The sequence below is a fragment of the Candidatus Defluviilinea gracilis genome (assembly GCF_057138825.1).
In genome coordinates this window covers 1-19711 of the sequence record NZ_DBNHEF010000021.1, presented here as the reverse complement: position 1 = coordinate 19711, position 19711 = coordinate 1, and the positions used below count along the sequence as shown (strand labels likewise).

The following is a 19711-nucleotide window of genomic DNA, read 5'->3' as shown; positions in this document are numbered from 1 at the left end:
ATTCTTGCGAAAAATCCCGCTCATTTGAACGGGATTTTTGCGACATTACTTTGAAGTTTTCACTATCTGCCTTGCCACTTGCATCAACTCATGCGCGGACCTCAATGTCCCCTCGCCGACTTCGCCGAGCATTTGCGAGAGTTCGAGCAGGCGCGGCTCGCCGTCGAGACGTTCGACGCGCGTGAGCGTGCGGTTGCCGTGGATCAATTTCTGCACTTGATAATGCTCGTCGCCAAAGACAGCCAACTGCGGAAGATGCGTCACGCAGAACACTTGATGTGACCGCGAGAGATTCCACAACTTCTGACCGACCGTCATACCCACGCGCCCGCCGATGCCCTGATCAATTTCGTCGAAGATCAACGAAGGGACTTCATCGGCTCTCGCCAAAACATTTTTCAAACCCAACATCAAACGCGAGGTCTCGCCGCCTGAGGCGATCTTTGCCAACGGTTTGAGTCCCTCGCCAGGGTTCGGCGCGATTAAAAACTCGACGCGGTCAATTCCGTTCTGGTCAAACCCAATGCGCGGACCGCCGTTCAGCGGCACGCCGTTCGGGTCGGGCTTGGTCTGAAAGTCTACGCCAAACTTCGCGGCGGACATTTTCAGGTCATCGAGTTCGGTCTCAATGCCGCTTCCCATCTTCGTCGCGGCAGATTTGCGTTTTTCTGAAAGCGCCAATCCCTGCTTGCCCAATTTCTCAAGCAGTTTTGCTTCTTCCAATTCCAATTCATCGATTCGATCCGCCGCGCCTGTGATGGTTTCGAGTTGTTTGCGCGCGTTCTCGCCCGAGGCGATCACCGCTGGGATGTTCCCGCCATATTTGCGTGTGAGCGAATGAATTAAATCAAGCCGCTCTTCCACTTCATCGAGTCGCTTCGGGTTGAACTCGATCTCTTCCAAATAATCGCGCAGGTTGTGAACCACATCCGAAATCGTTTCGATCAACACTTCGGCTTGATTCGCCAACTCGCTTTGCGCCGAGTCAATTTTTGCGAGCGCGTGCAAGGCTTGCGCGGCTTGCCCGATCAGGTCGGTGGCGGCGGGCGTTTCAGGCGAGCCTTCTTCCAACACAGCCAACGCCTCTTGCGCGTTCTGCGCCAGCGACTCGGCATTCGCGAGTCGGTCGCGCTCCTTGCGCAGTTCATCATCTTCGCCCGCTTTCAAACGCGCGGCTTCGATCTCCTCCGCTTGATACGTGAGAAACTCCACGCGGCGATCCGCATCCGCTTGCGCTTTTCGCAACTCATTCAACTCGTGACGAACGCCAAGCAACGCGTGATACGTCTGACGATAATCGCTGAGGGGACGCGAAACTTCAGCGAAGCGGTCGAGCAGACCCAAATGGGCGCGTGAATCGAGAAGCGATAGATGTTCCGCTTGTCCGTGAATGTCCACCACCAGCGATCCGATTTCTTTTAAAAGAGAAACGCTCACCGTCCGCCCATTGACGCGCGCCACACTCCGCCCCTCTTTGCGGACTTCGCGCATCAGCACCACATAATTCGGATCGTCCATCAATTCTTCGCGTTGCAGGATGGAGTGCACCGCTTCTCTTTCGGGACCTTTGAGCTGGAACACACCCTCGACGAACGCGGCATCTGAATCGGTTCGCACGAAGGTCGTGTCCGCTTTGCCGCCGATGAGCATGACGACGGCATCGAGGATGATAGACTTGCCCGCGCCCGTCTCACCCGTGAGGATGATGAGCCCAGGACCAAAACGCAGGTCGAGTTTGTCTATGATCGCAAAGTTGTGGATGTGAAGTTCGGTTAGCATGGTTAATTTTTATCTGAACAATTGGATTCCAGAAAGTCGTGTGTAAACAATGGGAGTGGCGATCACAAGATAGATGACCTGAAAGACGATGCCGAAGATATCAAAGATGAAAATTTCCAAGACGATGATCGGCAATGCGCCCAATACGACCGCAACCGCGATCGTGATGAACAACGACCGCGAGCGCCTTTTCCGCGTGATCAAGCGCACACCTTCCGCGATGATCACACCTGCTGTCGGCGCGCCTGCGGCAATGAGGAACCATCCGAAGAAGCCGATACTGCCGATCATGGTGACCAGGAACGAAGCCACACCCGAGAGGAACCCCGCCACGATAAATCCAAAAATATAGTCATACCATTCGGATGTATCAAACGTTTTTTTACGTTCGCGCACACACTCCTTGCACATGTAACCCGTCGGCGTACCAACCGCGCACGAAGTGCAGATGGGACGTTCGCAACGTTTGCATCGTAAAGCAGTTTCGCGCGTTGGATGGTTGTAGCAATACAAGGTTTCGGTTGTTTCAGTCATCTCTATTTTTTACCACGAAGTACACGAAGGTCACTAAGGTTGGACGAATGACAAACGGATCGCCTTTCCATAGATTTTCCCTTTGTGTACTTGGTGTCCTTCGTGTTTAAAGAATTTCATCTCGGCATTCCCAACGAATTTTCATTCATGTGCGCAGTGAGGTTGCGATAAAAATATCCAGGGTCGCCGAAGCGGACGAACTGCGCGTTGATGTCTGCCGCGCGCGCGTCTATGTGATCGTCTTCCATCAACGTGATCGGCGACTGACCATCCACGCTGAGAACAACATTCTCACTTTTTGGCGTCATGGTCACTGTCGAGCCTTCAGCCAGCACGACCGCGCGATCCACTGAAAGATGCGGCGCGATCGGCACGAGCAAAATATTGCGCAACTTCGGCGGCAGGATGGGTCCGCCCGCCGCGAGGGCGTAGGCAGTTGAACCCGTCGGAGTCGAAGCGATCAATCCATCGGCAAGATAGCGGGTGAGCAGGCTTCCATCCACTGAAGCGGTTAAGTGAACGGGTCGCAGGTTCGCGCCGCGCCCGACGACCACTTCATTCAACGCGTACCACTCGCCCAACGACTCGCCCGCGCGGATGTGCTCGGTGTGAAGCATCATGCGTTTCTCGATCCACGCTTCGCCGTTGAACAATTTGTCAAAGTACTCGCGCCACTCGCGGCGATCCACTTGAATGAGAAAACCGAGTCTGCCCAAATTGACTCCGAGGATCGGCACGCCGCTTGGGGCGCAGAGGTGACCCGCGCGCAAAACGCTTCCATCTCCGCCCGCGATGACCAGCATATCAAACTCGCCGCCGCGCACGCGCTTGCGCAAATCTTCATCGTAGATCGAACCGCAAGGCGCATCCATGCCCTTGCTTTTCAAATACGCAGACATCGCTTCCGCTTCGGTCACGGCTTCGGGCATTTTCTGATGCGCGGTGACGACAGGTCGCTTGGGGATGAACGATTCGGGCATGGGGGTAATTATAAGGTAAACACGTATACAGGTATACAGGTAGACACGTTACGAGATACGAGTTACGTGATACGTGTTACGACTTGTTTACGTGTTTACTTCCTTCACGCCAAACTCTGATCGCAAACGGATCGAAACCCGCATCTTTTACAACGGGACGCCTGCTCGTGCGACCTTGAGACTTCTCGCTTCATCCCATCGCGCTTCATTTCAGTGATCAACTCCAACAGAGATTGTTCCAACTCGTGTGTGTACTCCACCGAAAAATCTTTATCCTCATAATGGACGATCCCATACGGCGGACGTTTGCCGTACGTTTTCTCGACCAATAAACAATACGATGCCAATTGATAAATGTGCGAGTCATATGGCGCTTCGGGCGCGCGACCCGATTTCACTTCGACGGGGATGATCTTTCCATTTTGTTCAACGAGATAATCGGGTTTGCCTGTCAACTCCAACGCGGCATAGAACAGCGGCTTCTCCAATTTGTTCCAGCCGCGCGTGTCGGTGTAGATGACGCGTCCGCCTGGCAAGCCTGCCGCCTGTCGTTGACGATTCGACTGCCAGAAGAAGAGGAGGGCGAGGAGGAGGAGGAAAAGGGCAAAGTAGAGCATTGGAGAATTAGAGAATTGGAGAATTGGAGATTGGAGACTGGAGATTGGAGATTGTGTGTTTGTTTGAATGGATGAGTAAGAGAGTGAGATGAAAAAATCGGTGAAAATCTGTGTAAATCCGTGGCTAAAGGATTTGTGCGGTGCAATAGGCGACTAGCAGGATTAACGCGAGCATCAACAGGATCAAGCCAACCGTCCGCGCGAGGGTGGAGGCGAGGACTTTGCGTCCATGTTGGCGGTGGAGTTCGGAGCCTGTCGCCATTTCGGCTTGGTTCTCGGACTCGACTCCCTGCTTTTTGTACCACCACGCGCGGCGGCAGTAGAGGTAGTTCCCAATGTCTGAGGAGCGGATGACTGCCATAGGGCGAGTATAGCACAAATTTTCTAATTTTTCTGGCGGCGCTTCGACTGCGGTCTTCGTCTTCGCTATCGCTTCGCTCAGACCTCCGCTCAGCGCGGATGTGTAACCTCCTTTGTGAAAAACTTCTCACCCATTTTGCGAAAACTTTCCTTGAGCGATTTTTGTTCGTGAGAATAATACGCGTAGAAATTAATTTGCGTAGGATGCGCTCTCTTGCGCCAACGGATGCGCTAGAGAGCGCATCCTACACAATGAAAGGAGATGCCGAGATGCCTAACGAGTTGAGAGTCAAATTTTGGGGAGCGCGCGGGAGTTATCCCACCCCTGGCGCGGGGACGATCAAATATGGAGGGAACACATCCAGCGTGGAGGTCCGCGCGGGCGAGCGGACGATCATCCTCGATGCGGGGACGGGGATCATCCCGTTGGGTCGTGAGTTGGCGCGGACGAAACGGGCGGGCGAACTTCTGTTACTGTTCAGCCATTTGCATCACGATCACACGCAGGGATTTCCGTTCTTCGTCCCCGCGTACATGCCGAGCGCGAGACTGCACATCTACGGACCCGACGGCACGCACGAATCGTTGAAGAATGTGTTGGAGCGGAATCAATCGTCTGAAACGTTTCCTGTCGGGTTACGTGACATGGCTTCGTCGAAAGATATTCAAGCGGTGCGCGAGTCGCAGATCGTCGTTTGGGATGCCGAGGGAGTCCGAGTGGCTGAGTCAGGCGTCCCCGTCGGAGAAGAAGCGGTCGTCATCCGCATTCACAAATCGTACGCGCATCCTGGAGGTGTTTACGTCTACCGAATCACTTGGCGCGGAAAATCTGTCGTCTATGCTACAGATACGGAGGGCTATGTGGGAACGGATCGCAAGCTTGTGCAATTTGCGCGGGATGCGGATGTGCTGATCCACGACGCGCAATATTTGGAGGAGCATTATCGCGGGCAGTTGGCGGGCTTTCCGTCCACGCAGGGGTACGGACATTCGACCGTGACGATGGCTTGCGAAGTTGCCGCGGCGGCAGAAGTTGGACAGTTGGTGTTGTTCCATCACGATCCGTCGTATGACGACGCGATGATCGCGGGCATGGAACGGACGGCGAAGAGTCTGTTCGAGGATACGGTTGCGGCGTATGAGGGGTTGGAGATTGACCTCGCCCCTAGACATTCCCTCACCCCCGTCCCCTCTCCCATGGGGAGAGGCGGGAGGAAGGATGTACAATATGCTCAAAATGGATGAGATCAGGAAGGACAACACTCGCAACCTGCTCGCGGACATCGAACTGTTCGCAGGGCTGACGCCGACTCAACTCGATTGGGTTGCCCAGCACGCGCATCGCCGCATCTTCGAGGCGGGACGCAATGTGATGACCATCGAACAACCTGGCGAGGCGGTGTATATCATCTTGCATGGTACGGTGAAAATTCACGTCGAGCAAGGCGAACGGGATGTGATTCTTTCGATACTGGGAAGCGGCGATTTGCTTGGCGAGATGAGTCTGATTGACAGCATCGGTCGCTCTGCCAGCGCGGTGACGTTGGAAAGCAGTCTGATGTTGTGGATGGATAGGACGACATTCAACTACCTGCTTGATAACTTCCCGCCTGTTGCGCGAAACTTGGTAAAGATTCTCTCTGCGCGTGTGCGGTTATCGGATCAACTCATTCAAGCGCTGGCAACATTAGATGTGAACGGACGCGTGGCGCGTCAACTGCTGGCGTTCGCCGAGAAATACGGGCACGAAAAAGACGGCGTGACACAAATCCGCATCACGCTTACGCAGGGAGACATCGCCGACTTGGTCGGCGCGTCGCGGAAGCGGGTCAATCAGGCGATGGTGATGTTCAAGGAGCAGGGATTGATTGATAATCTCGATGGCAGGATCGGGATAAAAGATAGCGAGGGGTTGGCGAGGTATTGTAGGTAGATTTGTAGTTTGGTAGTTTGGTAGTTGTGTAGTCGGATAGTCTGTGGGTTTGGGCTATCCGATTTTGATTCATTTTTGCTTTCGATTGATCCGAATCAATTTCCCTGTCATATCTCCCGCCTCTTGAACCATTCGGTGGATTTGTTCTGACTGTTCGCGCAAGTCAATATTCTGTGTGCAAACGATCAAGCCAGCATGGTTGGACGATTTCTTGTGCAATTCAATAAAATTCTCCCCGCTGTCGAAGCAAAATTCAACACTTCGGCATCGGGGATTCGTTGATTTGCATTTCCTGCTTCAAATGAGGTCAAGACATCATGTCCCATTTCACGCAGGTATTCGGCTATTTTGACGGGAAAGTTTTCGTTGGTATAGAAGGACGCCATCAGGCTTCCTCGTTCGACCGAATGGCTTGCTCGATTTCATCTTCATGCGAATCGGCGTACACCCAGGCGTTGACCAGATCCACCGCGCGCAGGGAGGGAAAATTTTCAAGGATGGCGACTTCCGTCCACCCAAGGCGGCGATAGTTATCGAGAGTCCAAACAGGGATGCGCGTCCGCACGATACACGCTTCGCCTCCCGACACGCCAGCGGTTTTTTCGATTCCCGCCCACGTGTTTCCCACTTCTTGAGCGAGTCGCTGTAACAATTCCGCTTTTTCGGCGCGGCTCAGACGAGAAATCTGCGGTTCGAGATTTTGAATACTCATACGTGCCTCGACTTTTGAGTATTATATCGTATATCCTTTTGCGCAAAACGGTATAATCCACGCCATGAGTTATCGTTTCTATCATCCCATCGAAGTCCGCTACGGGGATTTGGATCCGCAGGGACACGTCAACAACGCGAAGCATCTCACCTACTTCGAGCAGGCGCGGATCGCGTATTTGGTCGAGTTGGGACTATTCACGAAAGATCAATCCTTTATGGAAATCGGCGTGATTCTGGCGGATGCGCACATCACGTATCTTGAGCCTGTGTATTTCGGGCAGAAGATCAAGGTTGGAGTCCATGTGGCGAAGTTGGGGAACAAATCTATGACGTGGGAGCAGAATATCGTGGACGCGGATTCAGGCAGGGAAATTGCCAAAGGCGAAGTGGTGATGGTGACGTATGATTATCGCGCCGAGAAGACGATTTCCGTTCCGCAGGAGTGGCGGGAGAAAATTATGGAGTTTGAAGGTTCGAATTTATAATATACCTATGAAAATTTCCTCAAAATTTGACCCGAAGACAAATTGCGTACTTTATGAAGGCGATTGCTTAGAGTTACTGAAACAGGTTCCCAATGAAACTGTCAAACTTGTGGTCACATCTCCTCCATACAATATTGGCAAAGAGTACGAAAAACGCTTAAACCTCAATGAGTATCTGGAACAGCAAAAACAGGTTATTGCGGAATGTGCGCGTGTTTTACATCCAGAAGGAAGTATATGCTGGCAAGTGGGAAATTTCGTGTCTAACGGCGAGATAACTCCATTAGACATTGTGTTGTACCCTGTTTTTGCATCTCTTGGCCTACATTTGCGAAATCGCATTGTGTGGGAATTTGGTCATGGACTTCATGCTTCAAAAAGATTTTCAGGAAGATATGAGGTGGTACTTTGGTTTACAAAGTCCAATAAATACACCTTTAATTTAGATCCGATTAGAGTACCTCAAAAATATCCTCAGAAAAAACATTTCAAGGGACCAAAAAAAGGTGAGTTATCTGGGAATCCATTAGGAAAAAACCCTAGCGATATTTGGGATGTCCCCAATGTAAAAGCAAACCATATAGAAAAAACCATTCATCCGTGTCAATTTCCTGTTGAGTTAATTGAGAGATTAGTTCTGTCAATGACTAATGAAAACGATTGGGTTCTTGATCCTTTTATGGGAGTAGGAAGTACCGCAATCGCATCCTTGATCCATAATCGAAGAGCTGTTGGTGCGGAAATTATGCCCGAGTATATTTCAATCGCTAAAGATAGGATTATTAAAGCAGTAAATGGCGAATTGCAGATTCGACCAATGGAGCGTCCAGTTTACAACCCTACTAAACCTACTGAGAATATTCCTCCCAAGGTCATTAAATTAGCAAAGATAAAAACTGCCCAGCTGAGCCTTATGGAGAAGCGTGGAAAATACAAAGTGGAGAAGAAAAAATGAAAATAGTATATGAATATTCTCATCTTGGCGGTTCGGAAATATTGAAGGTTCGTTATCCAAAGTATGAACAAGAACTATACGATGTAATTGCTATGGTCAAAGCGCATAGAACAAAGATAAGCAAGGAAAAGACTAAAAAAGGCAGAGAGTTGTATTCGCCTATTGACATGAACGAGCAATTCAGTAAGGCATTTCAAGGAAGGGGGTACAAAGAACTTAGAGACACGTACACAATTACAGTACCAAATTCAGATATTGCCATATCTGGAGCATATAAACAAGTCGATTTTGTCAAAGAGAAGGTTTTAGTTGAGGTTCAATTTGGTAAGTATGCCTTTATGTTTTATGATATGGCTAAATTCCAATATTTTTTCAACGAAAACAAAGCGGATGTTGGAATTGAAATCGTACCCTGTCATAATCTACACAAAGGAATGTCGTCAGGAGTTTCATACGGCGAACAACTTGTGTATGATATCGAAAGACTAAAGCGGCATTTTCCTGCCGTGCCCGTGAAAGTTATTCTAATTGATGTGGACAAATAATATGAACCTTCCCAATTTTGACACAAACCATTTCACCAAATTTCTCGTTGACCTGCTCAACATCCCCTCACCCACTGGCTTTGCGGAGCCTGCGATTGCTTTTGTTGAAAAGGAGTTGTCGCAGTATCAGCAGTTGGAGTTATCGAGAACTCGCAAAGGCGCACTCGTTGCAAAGTGGACGGTGGAAAGTGATCTGCCGCCTGTGGCTTTGACCGCGCATGTGGATACGCTTGGCGCGGTGGTGAAGGAAATTAAATCAAGCGGACGGCTGAAGTTGAGTCGCATTGGCGGGGTGCAGTGGCCCACGATTGAAACCGAAGGCGTGTGGGTGTTCACGTCGAAGGGCGAGAAGATTCGCGGATCGGTGTTGATTGATAATGCGTCGGGTCATATTTTTGGGGGGACAGACACTCCGCGCAATGACGATCACATGGAAGTGAGGCTCGACGCGCGCACAACATCCGAAAAAGAAACGCGCGAGTTGGGAATCAACGTCGGCGATTGCGTGGCGTTCGATCCGCGCGTTGAGGTGACAAATGGATTCATCCGCTCGCGGTTCCTCGACGACAAGGCCTGCGTGGCAAATGTTGTGGCGGCGATCAAGTCGTTGGCAGAATCAGGCCGAAGTCCGAAAAGAAGCGTGTACTTCCACATCTCCAATTATGAGGAGGTGGGTCACGGCGCGTCGGCGGGAATCCCATCTGATGTGGCGGAGTTGGTCACGGTGGATATGGCGGTCGTCGGCGCGGGGCAGGAGTCGGATGAGTTCAGCGCGACGTTGTGCATCAAAGATAGCGGCGGCGTGTATCACGAGGGCTTGAATAAAAAGTTGCGCGCGATAGCCGAGAAACATGGCATCGCGTACAAGACCGATGTGTATCCGCTTTACGGGTCGGACGGCGAGGCGTTTTGGCGCGCTGGCGGCGATGTTGCGCTGGCGTTGATCGGTCCTGGCATTGATGCGTCGCACAATTACGAACGCGCACACATGGACGGGTTGAACGCGACGACGAATTGGATCATGGCGTATTTAATTGATTAAACACAAAGGACACGAAGGTCACTAAGGTTGGACGAACGACGAACGGATCGCCTTTCCACAGATTTTCCTTCGTGCACTTTGTGTCCTTCGTGGTGAGAAAAAATGAAACTCGATGCTGGATTACCACCCACTGGATTGAAAGACGTCCCCGCGATCGCGAAAGCCGCGGAAGAAATTGGATTCGACGCGCTGTGGACTCAGGAGACTCAACACGATCCCTTCCTGCCCTGCGCGTTGATCGCCGAACATACAACGCGTCTTCACTTCGGGACGGCTGTCGCAGTTTCCTTCGCGCGTTCGCCCGCGAACATCGCCTACACCGCCTGGGATTTAGCCGCGCAATCGGGCGGACGATTCATCCTCGGGCTTGGCACACAAGTCAAAGCGCACATCGAGCGGAGGTTCGGTCAGGCGTGGCCCGAGTCACCTGTGAAGAAATTGCGCGAGCAGATTCAAGTCATCCGCGCGTTTTGGGATTGTTGGCAGAACGGAACGAAGTTGAATTTTCGCGGGGAATATTACAAAATAACTCTGTTGTCTCCTTTCTTCAACGCGGGAGCGATTGAGCATCCAAATATTCCAATATATATTGCTGGCGTAAACACAGGCTTGGCAAAACTCGCGGGCGAAACGTGTGAGGGGTTCCTTGTGCATCCATTTAATACGCCGCGCTATTTGAGGGAAGTGATGTTGCCTGCGATTGAAGAGGGCGCAAAAAATGCAGGCCGCAAGCAGAAAGATGTATCCGTTTCGGTGACCGCGTTCGTTGCGACGACTCCCGAGGAGATGAATTTCGCCCGTGCGCAAATTTCGTTTTACGCATCCACACCCTCCTACCGCCCCGTCATGGACTTACACGGCTGGACTGGCGTCGCAGAGACATTGTCCGCGCACGCGGCGAAAGGCGAGTGGGCTGAGATGCCGATGCTCATCACGGATGAAATATTGAACGAGTTTTGTTTGGTGACGGATGACCCTTTGTCAGGCTCAGGGCTAGCCGATGAATTGAAGAAACGCTATGATGGAATCGCGGATCGGCTGACGTTGTACACTCCCTTTGTGGTTGGGGAGAGGGATGAGTGGTGGAGAGGGTTGGCGAAGGAATTCAAGTAGCTTCTCGCTGGCAAATCCTCAAATTTTCCCAAAAACAAGGAGTTGAACTCCTTGTTTTTTGACAAAAACAAGGAGTTGATGTATAGTGCAAGTATGTTTACGCGCGTGTACGAACCCCTAGAAAACCATATCCAATCTGGCAAAGTATTGCTGATTTACGGACCCAGACGCGTTGGCAAGACAACTCTGCTTCAGAATTTCCTGAAAACTACCCCTCACAAATATAAATTAGACTCGGGCGATAATACGCGCGCGCAGGAAATTCTCAGTTCACAGGATTTCAAACAGATATTGTCCTATGTGGAGGGATATTCCCTGCTGGCAATTGACGAAGCGCAAAACATTCCTAATATCGGTATGGGATTGAAAATCATCGTTGACCAGATGCCCAATATTCGAGTTGTGGTCACAGGCTCGTCTTCGTTTGAACTCGCGGGTCAGGTTGGCGAACCTCTTACAGGACGGAAGCGCACGCTGACGTTATATCCGCTGGCGCAATCGGAATTATTATCGTTTCAAAATCGATTTGAATTGAAAGAACATCTCGAAGAATATCTTGTTTTTGGCGCATATCCTGAAGTTGTATCCTCTGCGACCAAGAAGGAAAAAATTGACGTGATTGCTGAAATAGCCAATTCATACCTCGTCAAGGACATTCTGGCTTTTGATCGCGTCAAGAACTCAAAGACCTTGCTCGATCTTCTCAAATTGCTGGCGTTTCAGGTTGGCTCCGAAGTTTCACTAACAGAAATTGGAACACAGATCGGCGTGGATTATAAAACCATTCAACGTTATCTCGACCTGCTGGAAAAGGCGTTCGTGATTGTTCGGCTTGGAGGTTTCAGCAGAAACCTGAGAAACGAAGTGACCAACAAGGCAAAATACTACTTTATGGACAACGGTATTCGTAATGCGCTGATCGCCCAGTTCAATGAAGCGGATAAACGCAACGACATCGGTCAATTGTGGGAAAATTTTATTTTTATCGAACGATTGAAATATCGAACGTATCATTCCGTCTATGCCAATATGTATTTCTGGCGCACATACGATCAACAGGAAATAGACCTGGTGGAGGAACGCGACGGAAATTTATTCGGATACGAAGCCAAATGGTCAACAGTTAAAACTGTCTCTGCTCCGAAGAATTGGCTTGGGGGTTACTCCAATGCAAAGTTCGAAGTAATCACGCAAGAAAATTATCAAAACTTTGTTCTACCAGAATGAGGCATGATGAACTTCACCGACTATCAAACCAAATCACGCGCTACTGCAAAATACCCTGTCATCGGGCATGGAGTGATCTATCCCACGCTGGGACTCGTCAACGAGGCGGGGGAAGTGGCGGGCAAGATCAAGAAAGTGTTCCGCGACAAGGACGGCGAGATCAGCGCGGAGACGCGCGAGGCGCTCAAAGCCGAACTCGGCGATGTGTTGTGGTACCTCTCGCAAGTCGCCACCGAATTAGACCTGTCGCTGGATGAGATCGCCGAGGCAAATATCGCCAAGTTGTTGGATCGATTGGAGCGGGGAAAAATTCAAGGGGATGGGGATAATCGGTAAGAGAATAGTTGAATAGAGAGTAGATAAGTAGAAAGTGATGGCGCAAGAACTATTCTCTATTCTCCACTCTCTACTCTCTTCCTTCCATAATCACACAACTTTACAATCGGGCATTTTTCACACATCGCTTTGCGCGCGGTGCAGATTTCGCGCCCCAAGCGGATGATGTTCAAGTGAGCGGCGTAGTAGGTTTCGGGCGGGAACAAACTTTCGAGATGCGGATGCGCTTGCTCGACGGTCATCTTCTCAGGGCGGAGTCCGATGCGCCCCGTCACGCGGTAGACGTGCGTATCCACAGGGAAGGCGGGCATCCCCAATGAAAAGCACAACACGATGGCGGCAGTCTTCGGTCCCACGCCGTTGAATTTGGTCAGCCAGTTTCTTGCATCATCCACAGACATTGTCTTGAGAAACGACAAATCCATATTCCCGCGTTCTTCGGTGATGGCTTTCAACACCTGCTGAATGCGCGGACCCTTTTGATTCGCCAAGCCTGCGGGACGAATCGTTTCGATCACATCTTTTGTCTGCGCGTCGCGTACTTCTTCCCACGTTGGGAATTTAGCGCGCAGCAAATTGAACGCGCGATCGCGGTTCACATCGTTTGTGTTCTGCGAAAGGATGGTGCAAACCAGTTCGTGAACCGGGGGCATTGGGTCGCGCCAAATCGGCTCGCCATAAAACTCGATCAGTTTTTCGTGGACTTTCACCGCGCGTTTCGCTAAAGGATTCATGCGTAGCCAGCCTCCTTGATGAGTCGTAACGTGTTGTTTATCACGTCGTGATGTTTTTCAGGGATGTATTCATCGAACATCGCCACGCTGAGACGGTACAACGTGAGCGCCGCCGCGCCCCGCGATTGATATTGCGAGGAGGTGGAATCGAGTCCCCATGCTGTGCGGAACGCGCTCACCCACTTCGAATCGCGTCCCACCGCATCCTGGATCAGATCAAAGTAGCGATTCTCGCTGACAATCATCAGCCCTTTCTGTACCGCGACCGCTTCGAGCATGTTCTGTACCAATCCCCACACCGAATACAATACTGACGACTCATGTCCGCGCGCGAGACCGCTCAAAATTTTGTGAACTTCTTCCGCGCAGTGCATCACCTGCTCGGCGGCGAATTCATCCGCGGCGGATTGCAAAGGGGAAAAATCAAATGCCTGTGCAGACTTTTGCAACTCCGTCAACTCGCCAGTTTTATCCAGCACGATCCTCATTCCACTTAATCCAGGCACAGCCCAAATCGCGCGGCGCGGATTCGTCAACGCGGCGCGTTCATCATCGAGCAGGGCATATTTCAGGCTGACGAGTTTACTGTCAAAATATTTCAGCGTGTACTTGTCGTCCTCGGGCAATTTGCTCACAAAGATATCGAAATCAACATCGCTGTATTTTGATTCTTGTCCGCGCGCGTAACTGCCCACGATGCCAACACCAACGACATCAGGTGTGTCGATTTTTTTGAGAACAGATTGGATGAATGAGTCAGAGAGAGACATAATGCCGAAGTATACAGGTAGACACGGAAACACGTAACACGCAGTACGCAATAATCTCCAGTATCTAGTCTCCAGTTCTCTAATCCTCTATGCCTCTATTTCCCCACCCCTCCACTTTCCACCCTCCACACCTCCGCCCCCTCCACAAACTCAGGCGCGAACAATTTCAGGTCGGTGGTCGTGAACAGCACCTGCTCGCTCTCGCCTACATATTTCAACAGATCGGCGCGGCGTTGCAAATCCAACTCTGCCATCACTTCATCGAGCAGGACCACGGGCCATTCGCCTGTGCGTTCTTTCATCCAATTCACTTCGGCGAGTTTGAGCGCGAGTAACGCAGTGCGGATTTGCCCGCGCGAGCCGTAATCGCCGAGGTCAACTGTATCGGCGATGAACCGCAACTCGTCGCGATGCGGACCGATCGTCGTCACGCCGCGCGCGATCTCGTCGCTGCGAATCTTGCGCAATCGTTCGCGGAATCCATTTTCAATATCGCTCAACTTCATACCCGAACGGTCAACAACCGTTTCCATCTTCAAACCCATCTGCCCATTCGGTTGAGGAAGCGGATCGTACGCGGGCTCGTAGGAAAGGCGCAGAGTCTCAGTTCCGTGAGTCAGCTCGAAATGGACGCGCGAAGCGAGAGTCTGAATCTGCTGGACGGCTTCGATGCGCCACAAGATGATCTGCGATCCGAGCCGCGCCAACGCGTCATCCCAGACTTCGAGTTGGTCGCTGTTGCCCCCGCGTTCTCCAAGCATTTTGAGCAGAGCGTTGCGCTGTGTGACGACTTGATTGTATTCGCCGAGCGCGCGCGCAAACGCAGGCGTGGATTGCGCCAACGCGAGATTCAAATAACGGCGGCGGTCTTCGGGCGCGCCTTCGATGATCTGCGACATTTGCGGCACGAAGACGACCGCATTGAAATGACCGACCACATCGTTGATCGGTTTCTTCACGCCATCGAGCAAGACCTCTTTGCGAAGACGCTGACCGTTCAACACGCCGACAGGTTCGAGGATGAGCCGCGCCTCGATGCGATGTTTTCGCGCGCCGCGTTGATACTCCGCAATGAGACGCGCAACGGCGGGCGAATCTTTTTTATCGGCTTCGATGAAGTTGATGAGTTGCCGGTCGGTGTTGGTTTGAAAGGACGTGAATGCCGCGAGAAAATAAATGGCTTCGAGCACGGTCGTCTTGCCCTGCGCGTTCGCGCCTGTGAGCAGAACGGCGCGTTTCGGGAAATCCAGATCGAGCCGTGTGAATTTGCGGAAGTTGGTGAGGGAGAGGTGGCGGAGGTGCATGGGGGAAAATCAGAGAATTAGAGGATTGGAAAATTGAGGTGGGTAAGGAGTAATTGGTAATTAGAGATTGGAGATTGGAGATTATTGCGTACTACTTATTGTGTGCTACGTGTTTACCTGTTTACTTGTGTACGTGTCTACTTGTTTCCGTTCACCAACACCAGCAAAGGCGACGAATAACCATCGGCACCTACGTAGTACGCAATACGCAGTACCCTACTCCGTACTTCGTATTGCGTATTAAACCTCTTGCTCCGCATCCACTTCCTGTTTCGGTTGCCAGACACGCGTGGCGCGTTCGGTGAAGAGGATGCCGTTCAGGTGGTCAATCTCATGTTGAAAAATGCGCGCCAACCAGCCTTGCGCTTTGATCTTTACCGGCTTGCCGTGACGGTTCAGCGCCTTCACATGCACTTCGGCGTGGCGTTCCACCTCGCCCACCAAGCCGGGGATGGAAAGACACCCCTCCACGCCCATCGTCATCTCTGGCGAGGCTTTCACGATTTCGGGATTGACCACCGCCCACACTTTCTTCGGCGCGTCCTCTTTCTCTTCATCTTCCTGCTTCTCGAAATATTCGATCACCACGATCCGTTCCGACAACCCGATCTGCGGCGCGGCGAGACCGACACCCGGCGCTTCGCGCATGGTCTCCACCATGTCATTCAACAGCGATTGCAGATTCTTATCGAATTTTGTCACCGCATGAGCCTTGCGTTTTAGCACAGGGTCTGGGAGTGTAACGATATTACGCAGAGCCATTATTCTGATTCCTTTTGTTATCTTCTTCTCGTTTGAATTCTTCCGAACTCTTATGATACGTGGCAAGCCACTCCGCCATACGTTCGCGTTCTGCCGCCACAGCCGCCTGATTTTTCTTCACCACGCGCGCGTCGCGGCGGCGGTCGATATCCGATTGCACGCTGGCGGGGTCGAGCACATCTTCAAAGATAAGTTTATTTCCACCCACGGTGATATATACATGCCCGAAGTTGAAAATATTTCCAAGCAACCCGCGACGCTCATACTTGGTGCCGAGAATGTTTTCAAGCTGGGCGGCATTCCGCGATTCGGTGCCGAAGGGTTTACGATCGACGTCGATGATCTGGTCGCCGGTCACTTCGAACGTGTCGTTGCTCCAGTCCATGAGTTTATACCAAAACCAGCCCGCCAGCAGGAACATGGCGCCCAAGCAGAATAAAGCGTAGAGATCGATCGAGAGCCCGCCCGCCAGCGAGATGAACACATCCTGCGGCGAAATCAATAACTGATACAGCCGCAGGAGGAACAAAATAAACACCCCGACGAACCCAACAATGGGAAGCCATGCATCCAACGCCAGCACCACCCAATGCTTTCGATAGATCACCCCTTCACTCGTTTCGTAACGGAGTTTAAGAGTATTCGCCCCGAGCAATTTTAACCACCATGCGCCGCGCGGTTGGGCGACCGACGATGTCGGCTGGTTTGAATCAGCCGCAGGTCGGGCAGGAACCGGGATCCCCAGTCGTTTGCGGATGGCATCCTTCATCGCCTCTTTTTCCGTGGCGCTCGCCTGCTCCTTCGTCCTCTGCCAGTATTCCTCCACCATCTTCGCCGCCTGGGTCGGATGATTCACCAGAGCGAAATCGATCCTGCCCACGTACGTCCGCACGATCACATTTCCATAATCGAGCCAGCGACCGAATTGATTCACCTCCACGCCCAATGAAACGATCATCGAAAGCGGCGCTTCCTGTCGGCTATCCAAAAGACCGATCACCTTTTCGAGCCAGACCACGCGCTGGTTGGTGACCACGTAATAATCGTTGCTCCAATCGAGGATGATCCAACCCAGCCAAAGGGCAAACGCAAAGAACGACAACAGCGCCGCCAGCCACACGATGGTATGCGGCAAAATAAAAAAATACGCGTACGAAAAAAATACAGGAACGAAAAACAGCGCAAGAGGGCGCAGGATTTTCGGATACATGGCAAGCACATGCTTGCGCGCTAGAAAATACACCACCTCATCGGGTCTCAGCCATTTGAAGCGCAACTGCCGCGCCAACTGACGGCTTCGCACTGCGATCTCAAGATTACCGCGAAGTTTCGGGTGCTCCTTGAACAGTTTGTCGAAATCGCTCTTCGACAGCACGAGCAACGAAGTATCCTCCAACGCCGTCACGGTGGCAGAACGTCGTCGGTTTCCCATGATCCCCATCTCGCCGAAATAATCGTTCTTCACCAGCAACGCCAACTGGTTTTCCCTACCGTCAAGTTTTCGCACCACGCGCACCTTGCCCCCAAAGATCATATAAAAACCTTCCGCCGTCCCATCCTGCTTGAACACGATCTCGCCTTTTGCCACTTGCATCTCATCCATTTCATCCGCGATCGCCGCGAACTCCTCCTCCTCCAACCCAAAAAACAGGTGGATTTTTCTGAGAAATGCGATACGGGCAGATCGTTCGATGTTCACGATTTGATTCTATCAAATTTTATGGATGAAAACCGCCCCGCCTCATCCCGACTTTCAGCCTGCCTCGCCCGCGGATGCCTTTTCCCACCCCCATGATAAAATCCGCGCATGAAAAAATGGCATTTCTGGCTTGGCGTATTTATCAGCGTCCTCTTCATCTGGCTCGCCCTGCGCGGCTTGCAACTGGACGAGTTTTGGAACGCGGTTCAAAAAGCAAATTACGTCTGGTTAATTCCCGGCATCGGCGTGTACTTTGTCGGCGTCTGGGTCCGCGCGTGGAGGTGGCATTACCTCCTCAAACCTATCAAAGAGATTCCCACCAAGACCATATTTCCCATCACGACCATCGGCTACATGGGCAACAACATTTATCCCGCGCGCGCGGGCGAGGTGTTACGCGCCGTCATCCTCAAACGCAAAGAGGGCGTATCGGTCTCCGCATCGTTAGCCACAATCATCGTGGAAAGAATCTTCGACGGCGTAGTGATGCTGGGATTCGTCTTCGTCAATTTACCCGAGTTGGCAAAACTGACGAGCGCGTCGGGCTTCGTCGGCAACATTCAACAAGTGGCGGTGATCGGCACGGGCATCTTCATCGGCGCGTTGATCGTCTTCCTCGTAGCGGCAATGTTCCCGCAAATGACGGCAAGGATCGGGCTGTGGTTCATTCAACGCCTCACCCCGAAAAAACTTCACGAACGCATTATCGGTCTCATGAACAAATTTCTCGACGGCCTCGCCTCCCTCCGCTCGCCGTGGAATGTGTTGATGGTCTTTCTCACCTCGGTCATCATCTGGCTGTTAGAAACGGGCAAATACTGGTTCGTGATGCACGCCTTCAATTTCACGGTCTCGTTCTTCGCGCTGATGCTGATGAATGGAATCGTCAACCTTGCCACCACCATCCCCTCCGCGCCGGGCTACATCGGCACCTTCGACGCGCCCGGCATCGCCGTGCTCACCGCCTATGGCGTGGATCAAGCGACAGCGGCGGGCTACACACTCACGTTGCATGTGGCGTTGTGGCTTCCCATCACCTTGCTAGGCGCGTATTTTCTGGCAAAAGAGGGAATCCATTGGAGCGAAAATATTCGCAACGAACTAGGGGAAAATGGGAATGAAAGTTGAAGTTGACCAGAGCGGCAAGATCGGCGACACAAAAGTCCCAACCGTGCTGGCTTTTTCGAACGGGAAAGAATATGCCATTCTGATTCCTGCGACTGTAAAGCGCGAATGTTTATTGCGATTGCGAGCAACAACTCAGAGTGGAAAGACCCTTTATCTCAGGTTGTTTGCCGTAGGTCTATATTTTTTATTGAAAGACCATATCAGGGAATTTACCCAGATCACCATTGACTTGGAATACCCGGGACGAAATGCCGAAATCAAACTCTATCTCATGAATCTATTGAATCGAAGGCGAATATCCTATAACCCCGCAACCATTCGCTTTGCCCAAATCGGCAAGAAGTCCAATGCGCACAGCAAAGCGCTTGCTGTTTACCAAAAGATACAACGACCGAATAAGCAAATCGTTCTTGCGCAAATATTGGATGAGTTTAAAAAGCCGTGATCGGGATGTCTCCTTGCGGAGTTACACCCAGTTCAGCTGTCAGTGGTGTGCTGGCAGGTCCCTGGGTCACCCGATCACTGTTTGCATGATACACCTGCAAGGGATGCGAGTCAAGCGGGGGTTTGTAGGGCGATTGCATCTAAATTGAGGTAAAAAAGGGCTATCTTGAAGGAGGTAGCCATGACAAAGAAGCCATTGGAGGCGATCGCCGAGCATTTTAGCAAAGTGAGCGATCCGCGGGTGGATCGA

Annotated in this window: 23 protein-coding genes; 11 read left to right on the top strand and 12 right to left on the bottom strand. The window is 51.7% G+C overall.

Annotated features, from left to right (window positions below; translation table 11 throughout):
* Nucleotides 1–45 precede the first annotated feature (45 nt).
* The 5 genes from recN to AC16KF_RS02400 form a co-directional block, all read right to left on the bottom strand.
* Nucleotides 46–1779 (bottom strand): DNA repair protein RecN, encoded by a 1734-nt coding sequence (recN, locus tag AC16KF_RS02420; protein ID WP_484035693.1) that lies wholly within the window; start codon nt 1777–1779, stop codon nt 46–48.
* 9 nt (nt 1780–1788) lie between these two features.
* Nucleotides 1789–2313 carry a B-box zinc finger protein gene (locus tag AC16KF_RS02415; RefSeq protein ID WP_484035692.1) on the bottom strand — a complete coding sequence of 175 codons (525 nt, stop codon included), beginning with the start codon at nt 2311–2313 and terminating at the stop codon, nt 1789–1791.
* 116 nt (nt 2314–2429) lie between these two features.
* On the bottom strand, nt 2430–3293 hold the full coding sequence (locus tag AC16KF_RS02410) for an NAD(+)/NADH kinase (RefSeq protein ID WP_484035691.1): 864 nt from the start codon (nt 3291–3293) through the stop codon (nt 2430–2432).
* Between the two features lie 104 nt (nt 3294–3397).
* Complete coding sequence (cas4, locus tag AC16KF_RS02405; protein ID WP_484035690.1) at nt 3398–3910, bottom strand: CRISPR-associated protein Cas4; 513 nt, start codon at nt 3908–3910, stop codon at nt 3398–3400.
* Between the two features lie 124 nt (nt 3911–4034).
* Nucleotides 4035–4271, bottom strand: coding sequence for a hypothetical protein (locus AC16KF_RS02400; RefSeq protein WP_484035689.1), 237 nt, complete (start codon nt 4269–4271; stop codon nt 4035–4037).
* A gap of 269 nt (nt 4272–4540) precedes the next feature.
* On the opposite strand from AC16KF_RS02400, the gene AC16KF_RS02395 reads away from it, so the two are divergent.
* On the top strand, nt 4541–5515 hold the full coding sequence (locus AC16KF_RS02395) for an MBL fold metallo-hydrolase (protein ID WP_484035688.1): 975 nt from the start codon (nt 4541–4543) through the stop codon (nt 5513–5515).
* Nucleotides 5499–6203 (top strand): Crp/Fnr family transcriptional regulator, encoded by a 705-nt coding sequence (locus AC16KF_RS02390; protein WP_484035687.1) that lies wholly within the window; start codon nt 5499–5501, stop codon nt 6201–6203. Before AC16KF_RS02395 ends, AC16KF_RS02390 begins: the two co-directional genes overlap by 17 nt.
* Before the next feature lie 185 nt (nt 6204–6388).
* Here the strand turns inward: AC16KF_RS02390 and AC16KF_RS02385 are convergent, their stop codons facing one another.
* Nucleotides 6389–6589 (bottom strand): DUF5615 family PIN-like protein, encoded by a 201-nt coding sequence (locus AC16KF_RS02385; RefSeq protein WP_484035686.1) that lies wholly within the window; start codon nt 6587–6589, stop codon nt 6389–6391.
* On the bottom strand, nt 6589–6915 hold the full coding sequence (locus AC16KF_RS02380; protein ID WP_484035685.1) for a DUF433 domain-containing protein: 327 nt from the start codon (nt 6913–6915) through the stop codon (nt 6589–6591). The genes AC16KF_RS02385 and AC16KF_RS02380 overlap by 1 nt, the downstream gene beginning before the upstream one ends.
* 64 nt (nt 6916–6979) lie before the next feature.
* On the opposite strand from AC16KF_RS02380, the gene AC16KF_RS02375 reads away from it, so the two are divergent.
* From AC16KF_RS02375 to AC16KF_RS02345, 7 genes are all read left to right on the top strand, one after another.
* Complete coding sequence (locus AC16KF_RS02375; RefSeq protein WP_484035684.1) at nt 6980–7402, top strand: acyl-CoA thioesterase; 423 nt, start codon at nt 6980–6982, stop codon at nt 7400–7402.
* 7 nt (nt 7403–7409) lie between these two features.
* Nucleotides 7410–8357 carry a DNA-methyltransferase gene (locus tag AC16KF_RS02370; RefSeq protein WP_484035683.1) on the top strand — a complete coding sequence of 316 codons (948 nt, stop codon included), beginning with the start codon at nt 7410–7412 and terminating at the stop codon, nt 8355–8357.
* Entirely contained in the window at nt 8354–8902 is a 549-nt protein-coding gene (locus AC16KF_RS02365) for a BglII/BstYI family type II restriction endonuclease (RefSeq protein WP_484035682.1), read from the top strand. The genes AC16KF_RS02370 and AC16KF_RS02365 overlap by 4 nt, the downstream gene beginning before the upstream one ends.
* A gap of 1 nt (nt 8903) precedes the next feature.
* Entirely contained in the window at nt 8904–9944 is a 1041-nt protein-coding gene (locus AC16KF_RS02360; protein WP_484035681.1) for a M42 family metallopeptidase, read from the top strand.
* A gap of 102 nt (nt 9945–10046) precedes the next feature.
* Entirely contained in the window at nt 10047–11057 is a 1011-nt protein-coding gene (locus AC16KF_RS02355) for a TIGR03617 family F420-dependent LLM class oxidoreductase (protein ID WP_484035680.1), read from the top strand.
* A gap of 105 nt (nt 11058–11162) precedes the next feature.
* On the top strand, nt 11163–12284 hold the full coding sequence (locus tag AC16KF_RS02350; protein ID WP_484035679.1) for an ATP-binding protein: 1122 nt from the start codon (nt 11163–11165) through the stop codon (nt 12282–12284).
* Nucleotides 12285–12290: 6 nt separating this feature from the next.
* Nucleotides 12291–12620, top strand: coding sequence for a nucleoside triphosphate pyrophosphohydrolase family protein (locus AC16KF_RS02345; RefSeq protein ID WP_484035762.1), 330 nt, complete (start codon nt 12291–12293; stop codon nt 12618–12620).
* A 56-nt stretch (nt 12621–12676) separates the two neighbouring features.
* Here the strand turns inward: AC16KF_RS02345 and AC16KF_RS02340 are convergent, their stop codons facing one another.
* From AC16KF_RS02340 to AC16KF_RS02320, 5 genes are all read right to left on the bottom strand, one after another.
* Complete coding sequence (locus AC16KF_RS02340) at nt 12677–13354, bottom strand: endonuclease III domain-containing protein (RefSeq protein ID WP_484035678.1); 678 nt, start codon at nt 13352–13354, stop codon at nt 12677–12679.
* On the bottom strand, nt 13351–14124 hold the full coding sequence (locus tag AC16KF_RS02335; protein WP_484035677.1) for a nucleotidyltransferase domain-containing protein: 774 nt from the start codon (nt 14122–14124) through the stop codon (nt 13351–13353). The genes AC16KF_RS02340 and AC16KF_RS02335 overlap by 4 nt, the downstream gene beginning before the upstream one ends.
* Before the next feature lie 95 nt (nt 14125–14219).
* Complete coding sequence (recF, locus tag AC16KF_RS02330; RefSeq protein ID WP_484035676.1) at nt 14220–15428, bottom strand: DNA replication/repair protein RecF; 1209 nt, start codon at nt 15426–15428, stop codon at nt 14220–14222.
* Nucleotides 15429–15668: 240 nt separating this feature from the next.
* The gene (gene def, locus AC16KF_RS02325; protein WP_484035675.1) at nt 15669–16190 is read right to left on the bottom strand and encodes a peptide deformylase; all 522 of its coding nucleotides are present in this window, start codon (nt 16188–16190) and stop codon (nt 15669–15671) included.
* Entirely contained in the window at nt 16177–17889 is a 1713-nt protein-coding gene (locus tag AC16KF_RS02320; RefSeq protein WP_484035674.1) for a cyclic nucleotide-binding domain-containing protein, read from the bottom strand. The genes def and AC16KF_RS02320 overlap by 14 nt, the downstream gene beginning before the upstream one ends.
* Nucleotides 17890–17997: 108 nt before the next feature.
* Here AC16KF_RS02320 and AC16KF_RS02315 point away from each other — a divergent pair, with 108 nt between their 5' ends.
* Together AC16KF_RS02315 and AC16KF_RS02310 are read left to right on the top strand one after the other, a co-directional pair.
* Nucleotides 17998–19017, top strand: a complete 1020-nt coding sequence (locus tag AC16KF_RS02315) for a lysylphosphatidylglycerol synthase transmembrane domain-containing protein (protein WP_484035673.1) — start codon at nt 17998–18000, stop codon at nt 19015–19017.
* The gene (locus tag AC16KF_RS02310; RefSeq protein WP_484035672.1) at nt 19007–19462 is read left to right on the top strand and encodes a hypothetical protein; all 456 of its coding nucleotides are present in this window, start codon (nt 19007–19009) and stop codon (nt 19460–19462) included. Before AC16KF_RS02315 ends, AC16KF_RS02310 begins: the two co-directional genes overlap by 11 nt.
* The last annotated feature ends 249 nt before the right edge of the window (nt 19463–19711 follow it).

What these genes read in the sequence shown, in the direction of transcription:
- AC16KF_RS02400 (WP_484035689.1), bottom strand. Translation starts at nt 4,271, where the DNA reads ATGGCAGTCATCCGCTCCTCAGACATTGGGAACTACCTCTACTGCCGC.
- AC16KF_RS02310 (WP_484035672.1), top strand. Translation starts at nt 19,007, where the DNA reads ATGAAAGTTGAAGTTGACCAGAGCGGCAAGATCGGCGACACAAAAGTC.
- AC16KF_RS02315 (WP_484035673.1), top strand. Translation starts at nt 17,998, where the DNA reads ATGAAAAAATGGCATTTCTGGCTTGGCGTATTTATCAGCGTCCTCTTC.
- AC16KF_RS02410 (WP_484035691.1), bottom strand. Translation starts at nt 3,293, where the DNA reads ATGCCCGAATCGTTCATCCCCAAGCGACCTGTCGTCACCGCGCATCAG.
- AC16KF_RS02335 (WP_484035677.1), bottom strand. Translation starts at nt 14,124, where the DNA reads ATGTCTCTCTCTGACTCATTCATCCAATCTGTTCTCAAAAAAATCGAC.
- AC16KF_RS02345 (WP_484035762.1), top strand. Translation starts at nt 12,291, where the DNA reads ATGAACTTCACCGACTATCAAACCAAATCACGCGCTACTGCAAAATAC.
- AC16KF_RS02370 (WP_484035683.1), top strand. Translation starts at nt 7,410, where the DNA reads ATGAAAATTTCCTCAAAATTTGACCCGAAGACAAATTGCGTACTTTAT.
- AC16KF_RS02365 (WP_484035682.1), top strand. Translation starts at nt 8,354, where the DNA reads ATGAAAATAGTATATGAATATTCTCATCTTGGCGGTTCGGAAATATTG.
- AC16KF_RS02385 (WP_484035686.1), bottom strand. Translation starts at nt 6,589, where the DNA reads ATGGCGTCCTTCTATACCAACGAAAACTTTCCCGTCAAAATAGCCGAA.
- AC16KF_RS02390 (WP_484035687.1), top strand. Translation starts at nt 5,499, where the DNA reads ATGCTCAAAATGGATGAGATCAGGAAGGACAACACTCGCAACCTGCTC.
- def (WP_484035675.1), bottom strand. Translation starts at nt 16,190, where the DNA reads ATGGCTCTGCGTAATATCGTTACACTCCCAGACCCTGTGCTAAAACGC.
- recF (WP_484035676.1), bottom strand. Translation starts at nt 15,428, where the DNA reads ATGCACCTCCGCCACCTCTCCCTCACCAACTTCCGCAAATTCACACGG.
- AC16KF_RS02360 (WP_484035681.1), top strand. Translation starts at nt 8,904, where the DNA reads ATGAACCTTCCCAATTTTGACACAAACCATTTCACCAAATTTCTCGTT.
- AC16KF_RS02355 (WP_484035680.1), top strand. Translation starts at nt 10,047, where the DNA reads ATGAAACTCGATGCTGGATTACCACCCACTGGATTGAAAGACGTCCCC.
- recN (WP_484035693.1), bottom strand. Translation starts at nt 1,779, where the DNA reads ATGCTAACCGAACTTCACATCCACAACTTTGCGATCATAGACAAACTC.
- AC16KF_RS02380 (WP_484035685.1), bottom strand. Translation starts at nt 6,915, where the DNA reads ATGAGTATTCAAAATCTCGAACCGCAGATTTCTCGTCTGAGCCGCGCC.
- AC16KF_RS02340 (WP_484035678.1), bottom strand. Translation starts at nt 13,354, where the DNA reads ATGAATCCTTTAGCGAAACGCGCGGTGAAAGTCCACGAAAAACTGATC.
- AC16KF_RS02395 (WP_484035688.1), top strand. Translation starts at nt 4,541, where the DNA reads ATGCCTAACGAGTTGAGAGTCAAATTTTGGGGAGCGCGCGGGAGTTAT.
- cas4 (WP_484035690.1), bottom strand. Translation starts at nt 3,910, where the DNA reads ATGCTCTACTTTGCCCTTTTCCTCCTCCTCCTCGCCCTCCTCTTCTTC.
- AC16KF_RS02415 (WP_484035692.1), bottom strand. Translation starts at nt 2,313, where the DNA reads ATGACTGAAACAACCGAAACCTTGTATTGCTACAACCATCCAACGCGC.
- AC16KF_RS02375 (WP_484035684.1), top strand. Translation starts at nt 6,980, where the DNA reads ATGAGTTATCGTTTCTATCATCCCATCGAAGTCCGCTACGGGGATTTG.